General features: G+C 61.8%; 19 protein-coding genes and 2 pseudogenes. 8 read left to right on the top strand and 13 right to left on the bottom strand.

All coding sequences use genetic code 11. The features are described 5' to 3' along the window. Positions 1-26: 26 nt before the first annotated feature. Positions 27-1,226 (bottom strand): tyrosine--tRNA ligase, encoded by a 1,200-nt coding sequence (gene tyrS, locus LN139_RS24585; RefSeq protein WP_236357750.1) that lies wholly within the window; start codon positions 1,224-1,226, stop codon positions 27-29. Between the two features lie 218 nt (positions 1,227-1,444). Here tyrS and LN139_RS24580 point away from each other — a divergent pair, with 218 nt between their 5' ends. Both LN139_RS24580 and LN139_RS24575 read left to right on the top strand, forming a co-directional pair. Continuing rightward, positions 1,445-2,851 carry a peptidoglycan DD-metalloendopeptidase family protein gene (locus LN139_RS24580; RefSeq protein ID WP_236357748.1) on the top strand — a complete coding sequence of 469 codons (1,407 nt, stop codon included), beginning with the start codon at positions 1,445-1,447 and terminating at the stop codon, positions 2,849-2,851. A 1-nt stretch (position 2,852) separates the two neighbouring features. Beyond that, a complete protein-coding gene (locus LN139_RS24575) occupies positions 2,853-3,944 on the top strand; it encodes an anhydro-N-acetylmuramic acid kinase (RefSeq protein WP_236357746.1) in 1,092 nt (363 codons plus the stop codon). Between the two features lie 7 nt (positions 3,945-3,951). On the opposite strand, the gene erpA is transcribed toward LN139_RS24575, so the two are convergent. After that, the gene (erpA, locus tag LN139_RS24570; protein WP_236357744.1) at positions 3,952-4,302 is read right to left on the bottom strand and encodes an iron-sulfur cluster insertion protein ErpA; all 351 of its coding nucleotides are present in this window, start codon (positions 4,300-4,302) and stop codon (positions 3,952-3,954) included. Positions 4,303-4,475: 173 nt separating this feature from the next. On the opposite strand from erpA, the gene hemJ reads away from it, so the two are divergent. The 5 genes from hemJ (at position 4,476) to coq7 (ending at position 7,475) form a co-directional block, all read left to right on the top strand. Next, a complete protein-coding gene (hemJ, locus tag LN139_RS24565; RefSeq protein WP_236360603.1) occupies positions 4,476-4,898 on the top strand; it encodes a protoporphyrinogen oxidase HemJ in 423 nt (140 codons plus the stop codon). Positions 4,899-5,086: 188 nt separating this feature from the next. Then, entirely contained in the window at positions 5,087-5,533 is a 447-nt protein-coding gene (locus LN139_RS24560; RefSeq protein WP_236357742.1) for a DUF805 domain-containing protein, read from the top strand. Between the two features lie 48 nt (positions 5,534-5,581). Then, the gene (locus LN139_RS24555) at positions 5,582-6,382 is read left to right on the top strand and encodes an SDR family NAD(P)-dependent oxidoreductase (protein WP_236360601.1); all 801 of its coding nucleotides are present in this window, start codon (positions 5,582-5,584) and stop codon (positions 6,380-6,382) included. A gap of 69 nt (positions 6,383-6,451) precedes the next feature. After that, a complete protein-coding gene (locus LN139_RS24550; RefSeq protein WP_236357741.1) occupies positions 6,452-6,790 on the top strand; it encodes a histidine triad nucleotide-binding protein in 339 nt (112 codons plus the stop codon). A gap of 37 nt (positions 6,791-6,827) precedes the next feature. Next, positions 6,828-7,475 (top strand): 2-polyprenyl-3-methyl-6-methoxy-1,4-benzoquinone monooxygenase, encoded by a 648-nt coding sequence (coq7, locus tag LN139_RS24545; protein WP_236357739.1) that lies wholly within the window; start codon positions 6,828-6,830, stop codon positions 7,473-7,475. Between the two features lie 34 nt (positions 7,476-7,509). Here the strand turns inward: coq7 and LN139_RS24540 are convergent, their stop codons facing one another. Continuing rightward, positions 7,510-7,932, bottom strand: a complete 423-nt coding sequence (locus tag LN139_RS24540; protein ID WP_236357737.1) for an OsmC family protein — start codon at positions 7,930-7,932, stop codon at positions 7,510-7,512. 174 nt (positions 7,933-8,106) lie between these two features. On the opposite strand from LN139_RS24540, the gene crp reads away from it, so the two are divergent. Then, the gene (crp, locus tag LN139_RS24535) at positions 8,107-8,745 is read left to right on the top strand and encodes a cAMP-activated global transcriptional regulator CRP (protein WP_236357735.1); all 639 of its coding nucleotides are present in this window, start codon (positions 8,107-8,109) and stop codon (positions 8,743-8,745) included. Here the strand turns inward: crp and LN139_RS24530 are convergent. The 10 genes and pseudogenes from LN139_RS24530 to LN139_RS24485 form a co-directional block, all read right to left on the bottom strand. Beyond that, positions 8,742-9,434, bottom strand: coding sequence for a lipoate--protein ligase family protein (locus tag LN139_RS24530; protein WP_236357733.1), 693 nt, complete (start codon positions 9,432-9,434; stop codon positions 8,742-8,744). The two genes, crp and LN139_RS24530, sit on opposite strands and share 4 nt — an antisense overlap. 6 nt (positions 9,435-9,440) lie before the next feature. Then, positions 9,441-10,244 (bottom strand): indole-3-glycerol phosphate synthase TrpC, encoded by an 804-nt coding sequence (gene trpC, locus LN139_RS24525; protein ID WP_236357731.1) that lies wholly within the window; start codon positions 10,242-10,244, stop codon positions 9,441-9,443. After that, positions 10,241-11,290, bottom strand: coding sequence for an anthranilate phosphoribosyltransferase (gene trpD, locus LN139_RS24520; protein ID WP_236357729.1), 1,050 nt, complete (start codon positions 11,288-11,290; stop codon positions 10,241-10,243). The genes trpC and trpD overlap by 4 nt, the downstream gene beginning before the upstream one ends. A 9-nt stretch (positions 11,291-11,299) precedes the next feature. Continuing rightward, a pseudogene (locus LN139_RS24515) lies at positions 11,300-11,898 on the bottom strand (aminodeoxychorismate/anthranilate synthase component II). A gap of 84 nt (positions 11,899-11,982) precedes the next feature. After that, positions 11,983-13,460, bottom strand: a pseudogene (gene trpE, locus LN139_RS24510) (anthranilate synthase component I). 66 nt (positions 13,461-13,526) lie between these two features. Next, complete coding sequence (locus LN139_RS24505; protein ID WP_236357727.1) at positions 13,527-14,345, bottom strand: phosphoglycolate phosphatase; 819 nt, start codon at positions 14,343-14,345, stop codon at positions 13,527-13,529. Further along, the gene (gene rpe, locus LN139_RS24500) at positions 14,342-15,016 is read right to left on the bottom strand and encodes a ribulose-phosphate 3-epimerase (protein ID WP_236357725.1); all 675 of its coding nucleotides are present in this window, start codon (positions 15,014-15,016) and stop codon (positions 14,342-14,344) included. The genes LN139_RS24505 and rpe overlap by 4 nt, the downstream gene beginning before the upstream one ends. A gap of 73 nt (positions 15,017-15,089) precedes the next feature. After that, the gene (locus tag LN139_RS24495) at positions 15,090-15,917 is read right to left on the bottom strand and encodes an ABC transporter permease (protein WP_236357723.1); all 828 of its coding nucleotides are present in this window, start codon (positions 15,915-15,917) and stop codon (positions 15,090-15,092) included. A 10-nt stretch (positions 15,918-15,927) separates the two neighbouring features. Further along, the gene (locus LN139_RS24490; RefSeq protein WP_236357721.1) at positions 15,928-17,172 is read right to left on the bottom strand and encodes an ABC transporter permease; all 1,245 of its coding nucleotides are present in this window, start codon (positions 17,170-17,172) and stop codon (positions 15,928-15,930) included. A gap of 55 nt (positions 17,173-17,227) precedes the next feature. Next, a complete protein-coding gene (locus LN139_RS24485) occupies positions 17,228-18,259 on the bottom strand; it encodes an ABC transporter substrate-binding protein (protein ID WP_236357719.1) in 1,032 nt (343 codons plus the stop codon). Between the last annotated feature and the right edge of the window lie 33 nt (positions 18,260-18,292).

The following is an 18,292-nucleotide window of genomic DNA, read 5'->3' as shown; positions in this document are numbered from 1 at the left end:
AAAACCGTCAACCCCTATTTCGGAAATTATTCAGCTTTGATGAAGATCCGTGCGAAAGCCTTCTTTCCTGCCTGGCATACATGGGATGCCCCCACAGCGAATACGAAGTCACGATCCACGACTTCACCATCTACCTTCACACTTCCCGCAGCGAGCAGGTCGCGCGCAGCAGCGGCGTTCTTCACCAGGCCTGCTTTATTAAGCACGGCACTGATCGGCAATGCTTCGCAGGAACAGACCACAACCTCAGGTAGATCCTCAGGAAGCTCACCGTCCTTCATACGATTACCCGCAGCACGGTGTGCAGACTCAGCCGCCTCGCGGCCATGGAAACGCTCGATCAGCTCTTCTGCCAACAGGATCTTGATGTCGCGCGGGTTGGCGCCGGCTGCCACATCAGCCTTCAACTGCTCGATCTGTTCCATCGAGCGGAAGCTCAGCAGCTCGTAGTAACGCCACATCAGGCTGTCAGGCATCGATACCAGCTTGGTGAACATCGCCCCCGGGGCTTCCTGGATACCTACATAGTTGTTCAGCGACTTGGACATCTTCTTCACCCCGTCCAGCCCTTCGAGCAGCGGCATGGTCAGGATGTTCTGGGCAGGCTGCCCGTAGGCGCGCTGAAGCTCACGCCCCATCAGCAGGTTGAATTTCTGGTCGGTACCGCCCAGTTCCACATCAGCCTGGAGTGCAACGGAGTCGTACCCCTGCACCAGTGGATAAAGAAACTCGTGGATCGCGATCGGTTGATTGCCGGCGTAGCGCTTCTGGAAGTCGTCACGCTCAAGCATGCGCGCAACGGTGTATTGGGAAGTCAGGCGAATGAAGTCAGCCGGCCCCATCTTGTCCATCCAGGTGGAGTTGAACGCCACCTCGGTACGCGCCGGGTCAAGGATCTTGAACACTTGCGACTTATAGGTTTCCGCGTTGGCCAGCACCTGCTCCCTGGTCAAGGGAGGGCGCGTTGCACTCTTGCCACTCGGGTCGCCGATCATCCCTGTGAAGTCACCGATCAGGAAAATCACCTGATGCCCAAGCTCCTGGAACTGGCGCAGCTTGTTGATGAGCACCGTATGCCCCAGGTGCAGGTCCGGTGCGGTCGGGTCGAAACCAGCCTTGATACGCAGGGGACGCCCCAGCTTGAGCTTTTCGACAAGCTCAGCCTCGACCAACAGTTCATCCGCACCACGCTTGATCAGCGCCAGTTGCTCTTCTACCGAGTACATAAAGGAAGCCCGCAAGGTTCAGTTTCAAAGGCCGCAAACATACAAGATCGGCTGCACAGGGCCAAGCCCAAGGCAAATGTGACTTCCTGCAACACCTTGAGCGTCTGCGAGGGTTGCCTCATCACCCTTTTGGTTATATTTTATACAGTTATTTCATCATCTTCATTGTTACGTTCATCTTCACCTCTTCATCTTTTCCACATTCAAAAGCCGAAACCATGACCCAAACCCCTCCAAAATCGCCCCCTTTCTACCCCAAAAGCCACATTTTGGCAGCCAGCGGAATCGCAGCCCTGCTCAGCCTGGCGCTGCTTGTATTCCCTTCCAGCGAAGTAGAAGCAAAGCGTACTTCGCTCACCCTCGATATGCCTTCACCTTCCGACACCCTCAAAGGCGAGCCGGAGCCCTCCCCTGAGGCTGCCCCGCAAAGCGACGCCTCTCCTTTTGCCGAAATCGAAAACCCGGACGCCACCCCAGAGGCGACTGCGCAACGTCCAGCCACACCCGAGAAGCCTGATCCACAAACCCATCGGCAAGTGCTTGTAGCCAAGGGTGATACGCTCTCCACCCTGTTCCAGAAGGTCGGCCTCTCCGCAAGCGATGTGCAGGCAGCACTCGACAGCAACCCGCAGGCCAAGCAGTTCACCCGCCTGCAGCGCGGCCAGGTGCTGCAGTTCGAGCTCTCGCCCGACGGCCAACTGCAAAGCCTTCACTCGCAAGTAAGCCATCTCGAAACCATTCGCCTGAACCGCAAGGGCGATACTTTCGCGTTCGAAAAGGTCATCGAGAAACCTGTGGTACGCAGCGCCTATGCCCACGGCGTGATCAACAGTTCCTTGTCGCTATCCGCGCAGAAGTCTGGCCTGTCACATACTCAGGTGCTGGACCTGGCCAATATCTTCGGCTACGACCTGGACTTCACCCAGGACATCCGCCAAGGCGACCAATTCGACGTGATCTATGAGCAGCGCGTGCTGGATGGCAAGGTCGTCAGCACCGGCAGCATCCTTTCGGCACGCTTCGTGAGCCGCGGCAAAACCTATACCGCCGTGCGCTACACCAACAAGCAAGGCAACTCGAGCTACTACACCGCCGACGGCAACAGCATGCGCAAGGCCTTCGTGCGCTCACCGGTGGACTTCGCTCGCATCAGCTCGCGCTTCTCCGGCGCCCGCGCTCACCCCATCCTGAACAAGATCCGTGCCCACCAGGGCGTGGACTACGCGGCTGCGCGCGGTACGCCAATCAAGGCGACCGGCGACGGCAAGGTAATCCTCGCCGGGCGCAAGGGTGGCTACGGCAACACGGTGATCATTCAGCACGGCAACACCTACCGCACACTTTATGGGCACATGCAGGGGTTCGCCAAAGGCATACGTGACGGCTCACCGGTCAAGCAAGGCCAGGTGATTGGTTATATCGGCACCACTGGCCTGGCCACCGGCCCTCACGTTCATTACGAATTCCAGGTCAACGGCGTGCACGTAGATCCGCTGGGCCAGAAGCTGCCGATGGCCGACCCTATCGCCAAGGGTGAGAAGGGCCGCTTCATGCAGCAGAGCCAGACACTCATGGCTCGCATGGACCAGGAGCGCACCACAATGGTCGCCTCGAGCAAACGCTGATATGGCCCTCTATATAGGCATCATGTCTGGCACCAGCCTGGATGGGCTGGATATCGCACTGGTCGACCAGCAGGCTGCCAGCCTGCAATTGCTCGCCAGCCACTATGTCCCCATGCCTGTGGAACTCGGCCAGCAACTGCTGGCACTGTGCAACTCGGGGCCTGATGAAATAGCGCGCGCTGCGCTCGCCGAAAACGCCTGGGCACGCCTGGCCGCCGAAGGCGTTGCCACGTTGCTTGCGCAGGAGCAACTGGCGCCTTCGCACATCCGTGCGATAGGCAGCCACGGGCAGACGATCCGCCACGAACCTGCACAGGGGTTCACCGTGCAGATAGGCAACCCTGCCTTGCTTGCCGAGCTATCGGGTATTGACGTAATCGCCGACTTTCGCCGCCGAGACGTGGCCGCCGGTGGCCAGGGCGCACCGCTTGCCCCCGCCTTTCATGACTGGCTGTTCCGCGAAGCTGGCGGCGCCGTCGGTGTTTTGAATGTGGGCGGCTTCACCAACCTGAGTCTGCTCACTGACGGCCAACCCGTTCACGGTTTCGATTGCGGCCCGGGCAACGTCCTGATGGACGCCTGGATCAGGCGCCATCACGGCAAAGCGTTCGACGAAAACGGGGCGTGGGCCTGCGCAGGCCGTGTAAACCTGCCATTGCTGGAACGCTTGCTATCAGCGGGCTTCTTCCAGGCAACCGGCCCCAAGAGCACCGGCAGGGAATTGTTCAACCTGCCCTGGCTGGATCGCCAACTGGATGGGCTCGAGCTGCCCCCCGAGGACGTGCAGGCGACCTTGCTCGAGCTCACGGCGCGAAGTGTGGCAGATTCGATCCACAAAACCGGCACGCCACTGGAACATCTGCTGGTGTGCGGCGGCGGCGCTCATAATGGAGCGCTGATGACCAGGCTTGCGCAGCTACTGCCGCAGGCCAAGGTAGAGAGCACCAGCACCTGGGGGGTAGACCCGGACTGGATGGAAGCCATGGCGTTCGCATGGCTTGCCCACTGCTGCCTGGAGCGCGTGAGTGGGAACCGCCCGTCGGTAACCGGCGCCTCCGGTTCGCGAATTCTCGGCGCCCATTACCCCGCCTGATGCAGGGTCAGATGGAAAACGACTGGCCGCAACCGCAGGTGGTGCTGGCATTGGGGTTGTTGATCACGAACCGCGAGCCCTCCAGGCCTTCCTGGTAGTCCACCTCGGCGCCTGCCAGATACTGGAAGCTCATCGGGTCAACAACCAGGCTCACACCTTCGCGCTCGACGATGGTGTCGTCTTCGGCCACATCTTCATCGAAGGTGAAGCCGTACTGGAAACCCGAGCAACCGCCACCTGTCACGAATACACGCAGCTTCAGGCGGTCATTACCCTCTTCATCGACCAGCGTCTTCACCTTGACGGCAGCGCCCTGAGTGAATTGCAACGCCATGGGGGTAAAGGACTCGACACTCATGTTGATTCTCCCGGCGCAAGCCGACTTGTTGCGAAATGCGGGCATTATCCGCTTGCCCGAGTAAATTGGTCAAGAATCAGCCAACCGCAGCTGCCTGCCATAGCGCTGGCGCCCACAGGCGCAGGCCACTACCATCGAGGCTTCCGTGACCCTGAATAAGAAGCCCAACCATGCTGTATCTCTGGCTCAAAGCGCTGCACATCGTTGTCGTGGTCTGCTGGTTCGCAGGCCTGTTCTACCTGCCTCGGCTATTCGTCTACCACGCCATGAGCGAGGACGCGCCCAGCCGTGAGCGCTTCAAGGTGATGGAGCGCAAACTCTACCGCGGCATCATGACCCCTTCCATGTTGCTGACGCTCGCCATTGGCATCTGGATGCTTTACCTCACACCTGGCTGGCTGCAACAAGGCTGGTTGCACGCCAAGCTGGCGCTGGTTGTGTTGCTGGTGGGCTACCACCATGTCTGCGGCGCCTGGGTGAAGCGCTTCGCTCGGGACGAAAACCGCCGCAGCCACACGTTCTACCGCTGGTTCAACGAAGTGCCAGTAGTGGCCTTGATTGTCATCGTGGTACTGGTTGTTGTGAAACCGTTCTAAACCCTATAGGGCGGTTTTGATCTGCACCCAGCCGCCCTGTACTATCCACGCCTCTCAAACCGACAGGGAAATGTCCCATGAGCTCCCCCGAAAACGCCCCGCCGCTTTCCTCTTCTTCGCCTTTCGCACCACCTACCGCAAACCTTTCCCAGGGCAGCGGCTACTACGCTCCACTGAGCTGGAAAAACATGGATGGCCGCATCGGCCGCCTTCGCTACTTCGTCTGGAGCTTCGTCGCCACGGCAGCGCTGTTTGCTTTTGTGTTGGTGGGCGCACTGCTGAACCTCTTCGTCTCGGCCTGGCTAGGTGTGCCGATCACGCTGGTTGCCGACATTGCCATGGTGGTTCTGATTGTCATCATCGCCGGGCAGCGTGTTCATGACCTCGGTTGGTCGGCCTGGACGCTTTTGCTGATGATCATTCCGTTGGTAAACGTCATTTTTGGCCTGGTGCTGGTATTCATGCCAGGCAACAAGGATGCCAACCGCTTCGGCGCGCCGCCACCTCCGAACAGCCAGGCGGTAAAGATCCTGGCTGTCGTGGCAGTGGTGGTGTATGTGCTCTCCTCCATCGCGTACATGACCTACTTCGGCGCCTTGATGGCCGAACTCGGCCAAGGCATGAATCATCGCTGAACACGCAAGTGCTTCCTGCGTCGCTGGCCAGCGCCAAACTCGCCAGCGATACGGCCCTGCTCCGGCAGGGCCCGCAAGGAGACCCGCGATGCCCCCTATTCCCTGATCACCGGCGCCTCCAGCAGCCTGGGCCACGCCTTGGCCGAAGCGCTGGCCCGCCAGGGGCGCTCGCTGATTCTGATGGCGCGCTACCGAGAAGAACTGGAACCCATCGCACTCGAGCTCACCGAACGCTTCGGTGTGGAGGTGCTGTTCCGTGCCTGCGACCTCACCGAGCCGCTCCGGCTTTCGGGCTTTCTGCTTGAACTCGAAGAAAACGAAACGCGCATCGACCTGCTCGTCAACTGCGCCTGCCTGCAGTCTCAGGGGCACTTCCTGGCGTTGGACTGGGGCCGCGAACAGGACCTGATCGAACTGAATATCCTGGCTGTGGCCCGGCTGTGCCATGCCATTGGCAACAACATGGCGGTACAAGGTGGCGGGCAGATTCTCAACATCGCCAGCCACGAGGGCTTCAACGCCGGCGCCTGGCGCACAAGCTACAGCGCAAGCAAGGCGTATGTGTTGCATTTCACCGAGGGCCTGCGCGAAGAGCTGCGCCAGACCGGCATCCGGGTACAAGCACTGTGCCCTGGCCCCATCCGGCCCTTTCTATTCAATCAGCGCGGCGGCCGGGCATTGAGCGTCGAGGAGATCGCCCGGCAGGCAGTGAGTGCGCTTGGCGGGCGCCGGGCGCTGATCATCCCAGGCTGGCGCAATCGAGTGAAACTGGGCCTGAGCGGCGCGCTGCCCCGATGGCTGGCGCGCAAGCTGAGCGCCCGGACTAACCGTCTACGCCTGGGCGTATGATGTAAAGCACTGTGCGCCGCGCGCGGGGGCCGCTACACTGGCCGGCAACATCCCTCACGGAGAACCGATGTGGCTACGCCATTCACCCGGATCATCAACCGCGAGATCCCGGCCAAGATCATCTTCGAGGATGATCAGGTCATCGCGTTCCACGACATCGCGCCGCAAGCCCCCGTGCATTTTCTGGTGGTGCCCAAGAAAGAGATCGTGACGCTATCTGATGTCACCGAAGCCGACGCCCCACTGCTGGGCCATATTTTCTTCACCGCGCAGCGCCTGGCCAAAGAGCTCGGGTGCGATAAAGGCTTCCGCGTGGTGATGAATACCGGCGATGACGGCGGGCAAACGGTCTACCACATTCACTTGCATGTGCTCGGCCAGCGCCAGATGCATTGGCCTCCGGGCTGATCGAACACGATTTTCCATTACTTCTTTGGAGGTCAACGTGGCAGTTGAACGCCAGTACTCCCCTCTCGATAAACTGCTGCTGCAAGCAGACACTGCGGCCCGCACCCTGCTGCCTTTCAGCGGCCAGCCAGCGCGCCCGACGCCCGCAGCGCCAGAGCCCGACGCCGAGCTCGATGACGGCGAAAGCCGCCACGCTGCCGGGCTGATGCGCATCAATCACACCGGCGAAGTGTGCGCCCAGGCGCTCTATCAGGGCCAGGCACTTACCGCGCGCCTGCCCGGCGTGCGCAAAGCCATGGAGCATGCTGCCGAAGAAGAAATCGACCATTTGGCCTGGTGCGAGCAGCGCATTCGCCAGCTAGGCAGCAGGCCAAGCGTGCTCAACCCGCTGTTCTACGGCATGTCGTTCGGTATCGGCGCAGTTGCCGGGCTGATCAGCGACAAGGTGAGTTTGGGGTTCGTCGCCGCCACTGAGCACCAGGTGTGCAAGCATCTGGACGAACACCTGGTGAAGCTGCCTGAGCAGGACCGCAAATCCCGTGCGATCCTGGAGCAGATGCGCGTCGATGAGCAACACCACGCCGAAAGCGCACTGGATGCAGGTGGCCTGCGTTTTCCGGCACCGGTCAAGTTCGGCATGAGCCTGTTGGCCAAGGTGATGACCAGCAGCACGTACCGCGTCTGACCCATGAAAAACCGGCCAAAAGGCCGGTTTTTTTTCACCCCAGTTCGACGATCTCGTAATCATGGGTGATCTCGACGCCACCCCTGCCGAGCATGATCGAAGCCGAGCAGTACTTCTCGGCGGACAACTCGACCGCACGCTCGACCTGCGCCTCCTTCAATCCACGGCCCTTGACCACGAAATGCAGATGCACCTTGGTGAACACCTTGGGGTCTTCATCGGCGCGCTCGGCCTCGAGAAATGCCTCGCAGCTCTCCACAGGCTGGCGAGACTTCTTCAGAATGCCGACCACATCGAAATTGCTGCAGCCGCCGAGCCCGATGAGCACCATCTCCATCGGCCGCACGCCCAGATTGCGGCCGCCTGCTTCTGGCGGGCCATCCATCACCACCGCATGGCCACTGCCGGACTCACCGATGAACATGGCCTCGCCGGCCCACTGAATACGTGCCTTCATCTCGCTCTCCGTCGAAAAAGTGCGCCAGCTTAGCACAGGCTTGGCCACCAACCGCCCGAACGGCACCGGTGGGCGTATCGCATCCCGGACAAGTTCTGATACAGTAGTGCCAATTTGATGGCGTCAAAGAACTTGAACCCTATCGCCCGCCCGCCTGATTGCCGGAAACTCACCATGGCCGTGCCTGTTCCCAAGATCAAGAACATCGACAAATTCTTGAACCACTGCCAACGGCGCCGCTATGCGCCGAAAAGCAATCTGATCTGCGCGGGCGATCGTTCGCAGACGCTGTCGTACATCATCCGGGGCTCGGTCAGCATCCTGATCGAAGACGATGACGGGCGTGAAATGATCGTCGCCTATCTTAATTCGGGTGATTTCTTTGGCGAGCTCGGGTTGTTCGACCCGCCTGCCACTCAGCAAGAGCGCAGTGCCTGGGTGCGCGCCAAGACCGAGTGCGAGATCGCCGAGGTCAGCTATGATCGCTTCCGCGATATCGCCCAGCAGACGCCAGACATCCTCTTTGCGTTGACCAGCCAGATGGCCCAGCGCCTGCGTAACACCACGCGCAAAGTTGGCGACCTGGCCTTTTTCGACGTAACCGGGCGCGTTGCCCGCTGCCTGTTCGAATTGTGCAAGCAGCCTGACGCCATGACTCACCCGGCAGGTATGCAGATCAAGATCACTCGGCAGGAGATTGGCCGTATCGTCGGCTGTTCACGAGAAATGGTCGGGCGCGTGCTCAAGGACATGGAGGAACGCAAGCTCATCGAGGTCAAGGGCAAGACCATGGTGGTCTACGGCACCCGCTAGCCAATCAGCCGCCCGAGCATGCTGGTATACGCCGCCTCGAGGGCAGGCACCACGTCGACCTCCGAAAAACGCTCGTGCAACGCGATATGCGCGGCCGGGTCACAGCGCTGGGGCAACCCGCAGGCGCGGTTGAATGTGTTGACCGCCGCGACCATCGCCTCACGATCACTGCCAATCAGCATCGCGCCATGGGCCAGCACCACCGCTCGCCCATTCGCCTGGCGCCAGCGCTGTGCAGTCCCGACCCATTTGCGCCCGTCGAGGTTGACGTTGTAGCGGCCATCGCAGAACGCGCCTGCCACCTCACCCAAAGACGCTTGCCCACCCAGCGCCCGGAGCAGCTCGCAAAGCGGTTCACACAGGCGCAGGTAGGCAGTTTCGATACGGTTGCGGTCGTTGTCTTCGCGCGGGGCGGCATACACCAGGGCCACGTTGATGGTCGCCGCCGACTGGGGTACCGGCTCGCCCCCGGTTTCCCGCAGCAGCACCGGCCAACCCAAGGCTGCAACCGCCTCACAACCGGCCTGGAAGCCCGCTTCGCGGCTGAGCCTGCGCGGCATTACCAGCGCCTGGTCAGTGGCCTGCCAGAACAGAACGCCACCGGCCGCGCTGCCGGCGCAGACATCAGCGAGCAATTGCTGCTCGGCAGCAAGGCCCGCTTCGGTGGGCACACTCAGTACCTTGGCCATCGGCAATCAGCTCGGGAAGAACAGCCGTTGCAGCTCGGTGCCCGGCTCCTCGGCGCGCATGAATGCCTCACCCACCAGGAAGCCATAGACATCGTTGATTTCCATCAGCTCCACATCGGCACGGTTCAAAATGCCGCTTTCGGTAATCACCATGCGGTCGCTGGGGATACGCGGCAGCAGGTCGAGGGTGGTTTCGAGCCCGACTTCAAAGGTATGCAGGTTGCGGTTGTTGATGCCCACCAGTGGCGTATCCAGCAGCTTGAGCGCACGCTCCAGCTCATCACCGTCGTGTACCTCGACCAGTACGTCCAGCTGCTGGGCTTTGGCCACATTGGCCAGCTCTACCATGAGGGCATCGCTCAACGCCGAAACGATCAGCAAAATACAATCGGCACCCAGCGCGCGCGCCTCCACGACCTGGTAAGGGTCGATCATGAAGTCCTTGCGAATCACCGGCAGCGAGCAAGCCGCACGAGCCTCACGCAGGTAGGCATCGGCACCCTGGAAGAAGTCGATGTCGGTCAACACCGACAGGCATGCAGCGCCACCACGTTCATAGCTCGCTGCGATCTCGGCGGGCACAAAATGCTCGCGGATCACACCTTCGCTAGGGGAGGCCTTCTTCACCTCCGCGATCACTGCAGCTTCCTTGCGAGCGGCACGTTCTTGCAGAGCCTGGGCAAACCCGCGCACCGGGTCGGCGGCCGAAGCCAGCTTTTCCACTTCGGCCAAACTCACGCGCGCCTTGCGCTCAACCACTTCCTCAGCTTTGCGAGCGAGGATCTTTTCCAAAACGGTTGGCACGCTCATGCCTGGTTCTCCAACTGAAAGACGGCGGTAAAGGCCCCAAGCTCTTCGAGTTTTTCTCGAGCAAGGCCAGTGTGCAGCGCGTCATGCGCCAGCGCTACGCCTTCCTTGAGGCTTGAGGCATGGTCAGCGGCGTACAGCGCAGCGCCTGCGTTGAGCACGATCATCTCGGCTGCCTTCTGCCCCTGGACAGTCTTGCGCCGGGTCAGCGCGTCGCGAATCAGTTGCAACGAGGCCTGCGGGCTGTCCACTTCCAGGCCGTACAGGCTCTGGCTTTGAATGCCCAGGTCTTCGGGCTGCACCCAGTATTCGCTGATCTGGCCATGGCGCAGCTCGGCGACGAAGGTCGGCGCTGCCAGGCTGAACTCATCCAGCCCGTCCTTGGAATGCACCACCAGCACATGCTTGCTGCCCAGCCGCGCCAGCACCTCGGCCACCGGCCGGCATAGCGCCTGGCTGAACACACCGACCACCTGATGCACCACGCCGGCCGGGTTGGTCAGCGGGCCGATCATGTTGAACAGCGTACGCAGGCCCAGATCCCGGCGCGGGCCGGCGGCGTGCTTCATGGCGCCATGGTGCGACTGGGCGAACATGAAGCCGATGCCCACGCTGTCGATGCAGCGTGCGACTTGCACGGGAGTCAGGTTCAGATAAACGCCAGCGGCTTCCAGAAGGTCGGCGCTGCCACTCTTGCCGGACACCGCGCGGTTGCCATGCTTGGCGACCGTGCACCCGGCGGCTGCCACGACCAGTGACGCTGCGGTAGATACGTTGAAGATATTGGCGCCATCGCCGCCGGTGCCGACGATGTCGACCACCTTGTCGAGCGTCGCCAGCTCGACCTTGCCCGCCAGCTCGCGCATGGCCGACACCGCACCGACGATTTCGTCGATGCTCTCGCTCTTCATGCGCAGGCCCATGAGGAAGGCGCCGATCTGCGCGTCGGTGCATTGCCCGGTCATGATCAGGCGCATGACGTCGCGCATTTCATCGGTGCTCAGGTCGAGATGATCGACGACCCGCGCCAGTGCTGCCTTGATATCCATTAAAGCTCCTTAACCCTGACGCTGGCCGCCGGTTTGCTGAAGAAAATTGGCCAGCAGTGCATGGCCTTGGTCGGTCAGGATCGACTCGGGGTGAAACTGCACGCCCTCGATGTTGAGCGACTTATGGCGCAGGCCCATGATCTCGTCGAAGCTGCCGTCGGGGTGCTGGGTCCAGGCGGTCACTTCCAGGCACTCGGGGAGAGTGCCGTGCTTGACCACCAGCGAGTGGTAGCGGGTGACCGTGACCGGGTTGTTCAGGCCATGGAACACGCCCAGGTCGTGATGGAATACCGGGCTGGTCTTGCCGTGCATCACCTGGCGAGCGCGCACAACGTCGCCACCGTAGGCCTGGCCGATGGCCTGGTGCCCGAGGCAGATACCCAGGATCGGCAGCTTGCCGGCAAAATGCAGGATGCTCTCGATCGAGATGCCTGCTTCAGTGGGGGTGCAAGGGCCGGGGAAACCACGATGCGCTCGGGGGCCATGGCCTCGATATCGGCGATGGTCACTTCGTCGTTGCGCACCACTTTCACGTCGGCACCCAGCTCGCCCAGGTATTGCACGACGTTGTAGGTAAAGGAGTCGTAGTTGTCGATCATCAGCAGCATGGCGCTTACCTCTGGAAACGTGTGTACTCGCGGCTGGCCAGGCGTACCTGGCGTGCGGGAATGGTTGAGCGAACAGCAGTAGCCTTACAGGTTGCGCTGTTCGGCCAACGCCACGGCGCGGAACATCGCGCGGCGCTTGTTCAGGGTTTCTTCCCACTCCAGCAGCGGCACTGAGTCGGCGACGATGCCGCCACCGGCCTGAACGTGCAGTTCACCATTCTTGATGACTGCAGTGCGAATGGCGATGGCGGTGTCCATGTTGCCGTTCCAGGCGAAGTAGCCCACCGCGCCACCATAGATACCGCGCTTGACCGGCTCCAGCTCGTCGATGATCTCCATCGCGCGGATCTTCGGCGCCCCGGACAGCGTACCGGCCGGCAGGATCGCACGCAGGGCGTCCATGGCGGTGAGGCCGGCCTTGAGCTTGCCGGTCACGTTGGACACGATGTGCATCACGTTCGAATAGCGCTCGATGACCATCTTCTCGGTCAGGCGCACGCTGCCCACCTCCGATACCCGGCCGGTGTCGTTGCGGCCAAGGTCGATCAGCATCAGGTGCTCGGCGATTTCCTTCTCGTCGCCGAGCAGGTCGCGCTCGAGGGCGATGTCGTCTTCTTCAGTAGCGCCACGCGGGCGAGTGCCGGCGATCGGGCGGACGGTCACTTCACCTTCCTCGACACGTACCAGCACCTCGGGTGAGCTGCCAACGACATGGAAGTCACCGAAATTGAAGAAGTACATATACGGCGTGGGGTTGATGCTGCGCAGTGCACGATACAGGTCATAGGAGCAGCAGCGAAGTCGATGGACATCCGCTGCGAGGGCACTACCTGCATGCAGTCGCCGGCGAGGATGTACTCCTTGATGCGCTCAACTGCGTGCTCGTAGTCAGCCTGGGTGAAGCTGGAACGAAACGCAGGCTCTGCCGCCTGCGGCCGCGACAGGTCAAGGCCCAGGCGCGGCGCCAGGGGTTGGCGCATTTGCTCGAGCAGCGCCTGCAGGCGCTGCTCGCCTGCTTCGAATGCATCGGCCTCGGCCGGGTCGGCCAGCACGATCGCGTGCACCTTGCCGGCCAGGTTGTCGAACACCACCACGGCATCGGAAACCATCAACAGGATGTCCGGCACCCCGATCGGGTCAGGGTTGGGCGAGGCGCCCAGGCGCTTCTCGACATAACGCACACTGTCGTAGCCGAAATAGCCGACCAGGCCGCCATTGAAACGCGGCAAACCCGGCAACGTCGGGACGTTGTAGCGAGCCTTGAACTGTTCGACGAACGCCAGTGGGTCTTCGACCTCGGCGCTTTCGACTTCCACGCCATCGCGGCTGACGCTGACACGGTAGCCATGCACCCGCAGCACAGTGCGGCAGGCGAGGCCAATGATCGAATAACGCCCCCACTTCTCACCGCCCTGTACGGATTCGAGCAGGTAGGTATTGGGCAGGTCGGCGAGCTTGAGGTAAATCGACAAAGGAGTGTCGAAGTCGGCCAGGGTTTCGAAGGCCAGGGGAATGCGGTTGTAGCCGGCCTCGGCCAGGCGCAGGAATTCTTCGCGGGTCATGATCTGCCTCGTGGCGGATAAAAGGGACAATCAGGCAAACGCTCCGGCAGGGCCGGCCAGACGCAATCAGGCGCGCCAGCGCCAACGCGCCAGTGCCTTGATGACTTTCATCCAGAGTTTGCAGGTGCCCGCCACGATCGATTCCCGGCCAGGTGAAGAGGTGAATGCGCCCAACGTTACAGCACCCGAAGTGGCCAGGCAACCTGGCAGAAGTTGCCGCAAGTCACTGATCACCAGGGTCGGGCCTTCCTCATCTATAGGCCGCCCATGGTTGTAGCCATAGGTGAGCCCGACGCTGGCGACACCCGCCGCCTGCGCAGCGCGGATATCGTTGCGCGAATCACCGACGAACAAGGCCTGATGCGCCTCTACGCCCGCCATCTTCATCACGAAAAACAACGCGGCAGGGTCCGGTTTCTGCTGAGGCAAAGTGTCGCCACCGATGATCCAGCGAAAGTAACGGCCAAGCTTCACATCATCGAGCAGCGGCGCAACGAACTGTTCTGGCTTGTTAGTGATCAACGCCATCTCCACACCCCGCTTGTGCAGCCACTTGAGGGTGTCGCTTACGCCGGGATAGACCACGGTGTGATGGTTGCCGTTTGCATAGGCCTGCATGAACAGTTCGAGCGCGTGCTCCGCGTCGGCGTCATCGATACCCGAGTGCTCCAGCCCGCCGGCCAGCGCACGGCGCACCAGCACCTTCGCGCCATTCCCGATCCACAGCCTGACCTGCTCGATACCCGCAGGCGGGCGGCCGAGCTGGCGCAGGGTTTCGTCCACTGCGGCAGCCAGGTCAGGTACCGAGTCGACCAATGTGCCGTCGAGGTCGAACATCACCAGCTTGGGCAACTGCCCGGGAAACAGCTGCTCCAGGCCGCTCATGAGCGGGCCGACGCCAGCTCTTCACGCATCTGGTCGATGACGGCTTTGTAGTCAGGCGCATTGAAAATGGCAGACCCGGCAACGAAAGTATCGGCACCGGCTGCAGCGATCTCGCGGATGTTCTTCACGTTCACGCCGCCGTCGATCTCCAGGCGGATGTCGCGCCCGCTTGCGTCGATCAGCGCGCGCGCCTCGCGCAGTTTGTTCAGTGTGCCGGGGATGAATTTCTGCCCGCCGAACCCAGGGTTCACGCTCATGAGCAGGATCATGTCGACCTTGTCCATCACGTATTCGAGCAGATTCAGCGGCGTTGCCGGGTTGAACACCAGGCCCGCCTTGCAGCCGCCGTCGCGGATCAGTTGCAGGGAGCGGTCGATGTGCTGGCTGGCTTCAGGGTGGAAGGTGATGTAGCTGGCGCCGGCCTCGATGAAGTCGCCGATGATGCGATCGACCGGGCTGACCATCAGGTGCACGTCGATCGGTGCGGTGACGCCGTATTTGCGCAGCGCCGCACATACCATCGGGCCGATGGTGAGGTTGGGCACGTAGTGGTTGTCCATCACGTCGAAGTGAACGATGTCCGCGCCAGCGGCGAGAACGTTGTCCACCTCTTCGCCCAGGCGGGCGAAGTCGGCAGACAGGATGGAGGGGGCAATGGCGAAGGGCTGCATGGCGCACCTGTAGGCTAGGGTCACAGTGGCGCGGATTGTACCCCACTGCCCCCTCAGGCGGCGATGACCCGCCTCAGGCCGGCGCGCTGGTGCGCAGGCGCTCGCCGCGGCCGCGAAGCCATTCCAGAGTGAGCAACAGCACCACCGAGAAGGCGATCAGCAAGGTCGCCGCTGCCGCGATGGTGGGGCTGAGGTTCTCGCGGATGCCGCTGAACATCTGCCGCGGCAACGTTGCCTGCTCGGGGCCTGCCAGGAACAGCGTCACGACCACTTCATCGAACGACGTGGCGAAGGCGAACAGCGCACCGGAGATCACACCAGGCGCAATCAGCGGCAGGGTGACCTTGCGAAACGTCAGCAGCGGGTTGGCGCCCAGGCTTGCCGCAGCGCGCACCAGGTTGTAGTTGAAGCCTTGAAGTGTCGCCGAAACGGTGATGATCACGAACGGCACACCCAGCACCGCGTGTACCACGATCAGCGAGAAGTAGCTGTTGCCCAGGCCCAGTGGGGCGAAGAACAGGTAAGTCGCCACGCCGACGATCACCACCGGCACCACCATCGGCGAGATCACCAGTGCCATCACCAGCGCCTTGCCGGGGAAGTAACTGCGCACCAGGCCGATGGAAGCCAGGGTGCCGAACACCATGGCCAGCAAAGTGGCAGCTGGCGCGACGATGATGCTGTTGCGCAATGCGCGCATCCATTCGGCCGAGGCGAAGAAGTCCTGATACCAATGCAGCGAGAAACCCTGCATCGGATACACCAGAAAGCTCCCCGAGTTGAACGACAGCGGGATGATCACCAGCACCGGCAGGATCAGGAACAACAGCACGGCGCCACACAGGATACGCAACGCGTAGTACCACACACGCTCGATGGGCGACTGATACGGGCTCAACATGGCGGTGTCCTCAGCTCAGGCGCAGTCGGCTGGCGCCGACCAGCTTGCTATAGATCAGATAGAGAATGACGGTGGCCAGCAGCAGCAGGCCGCCCAGTGCAGTGGCCATGCCCCAGTTGATGCTGGTGTTGGTGTAGAAGGCCACGAAGTAGCTGACCATCTGGTCGTTAGGGCTGCCCAGCAGTGCCGGGGTGATGTAGTAACCGATGGCCAGGATGAACACCAGCAGGCAGCCGGCGCCTACGCCGGCGTAGGTTTGCGGGAAGTACACTTTCCAGAAGCTGGTGAACGGGTGGCAGCCCAGCGAGATCGCCGCGCGCATGTAGCTGGGCGAGATGCCCTTCATCACGCTGTAGATCGGCAGGATCATGAACGGCAGCAGGATATGCACCATCGAGATGTACACACCCACCCGGTTGAAGACCAGCTCCAGGGGTTTGTCGATGATGCCCATGGCCATCAGCGCGCTGTTGATCAGCCCGCCGGACTGCAAGAGCACGATCCAGGCCGCGACCCGCACCAGGATCGAGGTCCAGAACGGCAGCAGCACCATGATCATCAACAGGTTGCTCTGCCGCGCAGGCAGGTTGGCCAGCAGGTAGGCCAGCGGATAGGCCAGCACCACACACAGCAGGGTAATGACCAGGCCCATCCAGAAGGTGCGGGCAAAGATGTCGAGGTAGATGGCCTGGTCGGGGCTGGCCGGGGCCACTTCGCCGAGGTCATCGATACGGTGGTCGAGCGAGGCCAGCAGGTAATAGGAGGTCACGTCACTGGTGTTGCGGCGGATCACCTGCCAGTAGGCCGGGTCGCCCCAGCGCTCGTCGAGGCCTTCCAACGCTTCTTTATAAGAAGCAGGCACTTCGCTGAACGGCAGCGCGCGTGCAGTTTGCATCAGCAGGCTGCGATAGCCGGCCGTTTCCATGTTCAAGCGCTTGGACAAGTCGCCCAATTGCTGGTTTTTGCGCGCGTCCACGAGGTCTTCGCTGAACGCTTTGTAGACGTTTTCGTCCGGCAGGCCCTTGCCGTCCCAGGCGCCGATGGCGGTCACGGTGCGGGGCAAGGTCCCGACCACCTCCGGGTTGCTGACGCTGCGATACAGCAGCGCACCGATCGGGACCAGGAACACCAGCAACAGGAAGATCACCAGCGGCGCGATCAGCGCCTGGGCCTTCCAGCGGTTGACGCGCTCGGCGCGGATCAGGCGCTGCTTCAGGGACGGGCCAGCGTCGGCCAGTGGGGCGGATTGGGCCATTGAAACTCTCCAGACGAATCAGACGGGCGCGGCCGGTGGCCGCGCCCAAAACGGTTTACTTCGCGGCCCAGGCGTTGAAGCGTTGCTCGAGCTGCTCACCGTTGTCAGCCCAGAACTTGACGTCGATCCGCACCTGATCCTTGAGGTTGGCCTCGGTGGTAGGCATGTTGTCGGTCACGCTCTTGGCCAGCAGCGGCACGGCGGCCTTGTTGGTCGGGCCGTAAGCGATGTTCTCGGCGTAGACTTTCTGGTTCTCGGGCTTGAGGGTCCAGGCGATGAATTTCTTCGCCTCTTCGGCATTCTTCGCCCCGCGCGGGATGGCCCATGCGTCGAAGTCGTACACCCCGCCAGTCCACACCACTTTCAGGTTGCTGTCCTTCTGCACAGCGGCAATGCGGCCGTTGTAGGCAGAACTCATCACCACGTCACCCGAGGCCAGGTATTGCGGGGGCTGGGCGCCAGCTTCCCACCACTGGATATTGGGCTTGAGCTCGTCGAGCTTCTTGAACGCACGGTTCTGGCCGTCCTTGCTGCCCAGTACCTTGTACACATCGGCCGGCGCTACGCCGTCGGCCATCAGGGCGATTTCCAGGGTGTACTTGGCGCCCTTGCGCAGGCCGCGCTTGCCCGGGAATTTCTGAGTGTCCCAGAAATCAGCCCAGTTGGCCGGAGCGGTCTGCAGTTTGTCGGCGTTGTAGGCCAGCACCGTGGACCATACGAAGAAGCCCACACCGCAGGTCTGGATGGTGCCGTCGACGTAGTTAGCCTTGTCGCCGAACAGTTTCGGGTCGAGGGTTTCGAACAGGTCTTCGTCGCAGCCTTGGGACAGCTCCGGCGACTCGACTTCCACCAGGTCCATGGTCACGCCCTTGGTATCGACCTGAGCTTCGATCTTGGCCATTTCGCCGTTGTATTCGCCCGCCACGATCTTGCCGTTGCCAGCCTCTTCCCAGGTTTTGTAGAACGCTTTTTCCTGGGCCGCCTTGTTGGCGCCGCCGAACGAGATGACGGTCAGGTCAGCCGCCATGGCGTTGGCTGCGGCCATCATCCCCAGGGCCAGGGCGCTGAGCTTCAAATGCTTGAGCATGAATTCCTCTCCACTATGCAGTTAGGTGTTCTT

This window comes from Pseudomonas sp. KNUC1026, from assembly GCF_021650705.1.
In the GTDB taxonomy this organism is placed as follows: Bacteria; Pseudomonadota; Gammaproteobacteria; order Pseudomonadales; family Pseudomonadaceae; genus Aquipseudomonas.
The sequence above is the reverse complement of the archived record's forward strand: the minus strand, read 5'-3'. Positions and strand labels throughout refer to the sequence as shown.

What these genes read in the sequence shown, in the direction of transcription:
- LN139_RS24485 (WP_236357719.1), bottom strand. Translation starts at nt 18,259, where the DNA reads ATGCTCAAGCATTTGAAGCTCAGCGCCCTGGCCCTGGGGATGATGGCC.
- LN139_RS24505 (WP_236357727.1), bottom strand. Translation starts at nt 14,345, where the DNA reads ATGAGCGGCCTGGAGCAGCTGTTTCCCGGGCAGTTGCCCAAGCTGGTG.
- crp (WP_236357735.1), top strand. Translation starts at nt 8,107, where the DNA reads ATGGCCGTGCCTGTTCCCAAGATCAAGAACATCGACAAATTCTTGAAC.
- trpC (WP_236357731.1), bottom strand. Translation starts at nt 10,244, where the DNA reads ATGAGCGTGCCAACCGTTTTGGAAAAGATCCTCGCTCGCAAAGCTGAG.
- erpA (WP_236357744.1), bottom strand. Translation starts at nt 4,302, where the DNA reads ATGAGTGTCGAGTCCTTTACCCCCATGGCGTTGCAATTCACTCAGGGC.
- LN139_RS24575 (WP_236357746.1), top strand. Translation starts at nt 2,853, where the DNA reads ATGGCCCTCTATATAGGCATCATGTCTGGCACCAGCCTGGATGGGCTG.
- LN139_RS24495 (WP_236357723.1), bottom strand. Translation starts at nt 15,917, where the DNA reads ATGTTGAGCCCGTATCAGTCGCCCATCGAGCGTGTGTGGTACTACGCG.
- LN139_RS24490 (WP_236357721.1), bottom strand. Translation starts at nt 17,172, where the DNA reads ATGGCCCAATCCGCCCCACTGGCCGACGCTGGCCCGTCCCTGAAGCAG.
- LN139_RS24530 (WP_236357733.1), bottom strand. Translation starts at nt 9,434, where the DNA reads ATGGCCAAGGTACTGAGTGTGCCCACCGAAGCGGGCCTTGCTGCCGAG.
- tyrS (WP_236357750.1), bottom strand. Translation starts at nt 1,226, where the DNA reads ATGTACTCGGTAGAAGAGCAACTGGCGCTGATCAAGCGTGGTGCGGAT.
- trpD (WP_236357729.1), bottom strand. Translation starts at nt 11,290, where the DNA reads ATGGATATCAAGGCAGCACTGGCGCGGGTCGTCGATCATCTCGACCTG.
- LN139_RS24540 (WP_236357737.1), bottom strand. Translation starts at nt 7,932, where the DNA reads ATGAAGGCACGTATTCAGTGGGCCGGCGAGGCCATGTTCATCGGTGAG.
- LN139_RS24560 (WP_236357742.1), top strand. Translation starts at nt 5,087, where the DNA reads ATGGATGGCCGCATCGGCCGCCTTCGCTACTTCGTCTGGAGCTTCGTC.
- LN139_RS24580 (WP_236357748.1), top strand. Translation starts at nt 1,445, where the DNA reads ATGACCCAAACCCCTCCAAAATCGCCCCCTTTCTACCCCAAAAGCCAC.
- rpe (WP_236357725.1), bottom strand. Translation starts at nt 15,016, where the DNA reads ATGCAGCCCTTCGCCATTGCCCCCTCCATCCTGTCTGCCGACTTCGCC.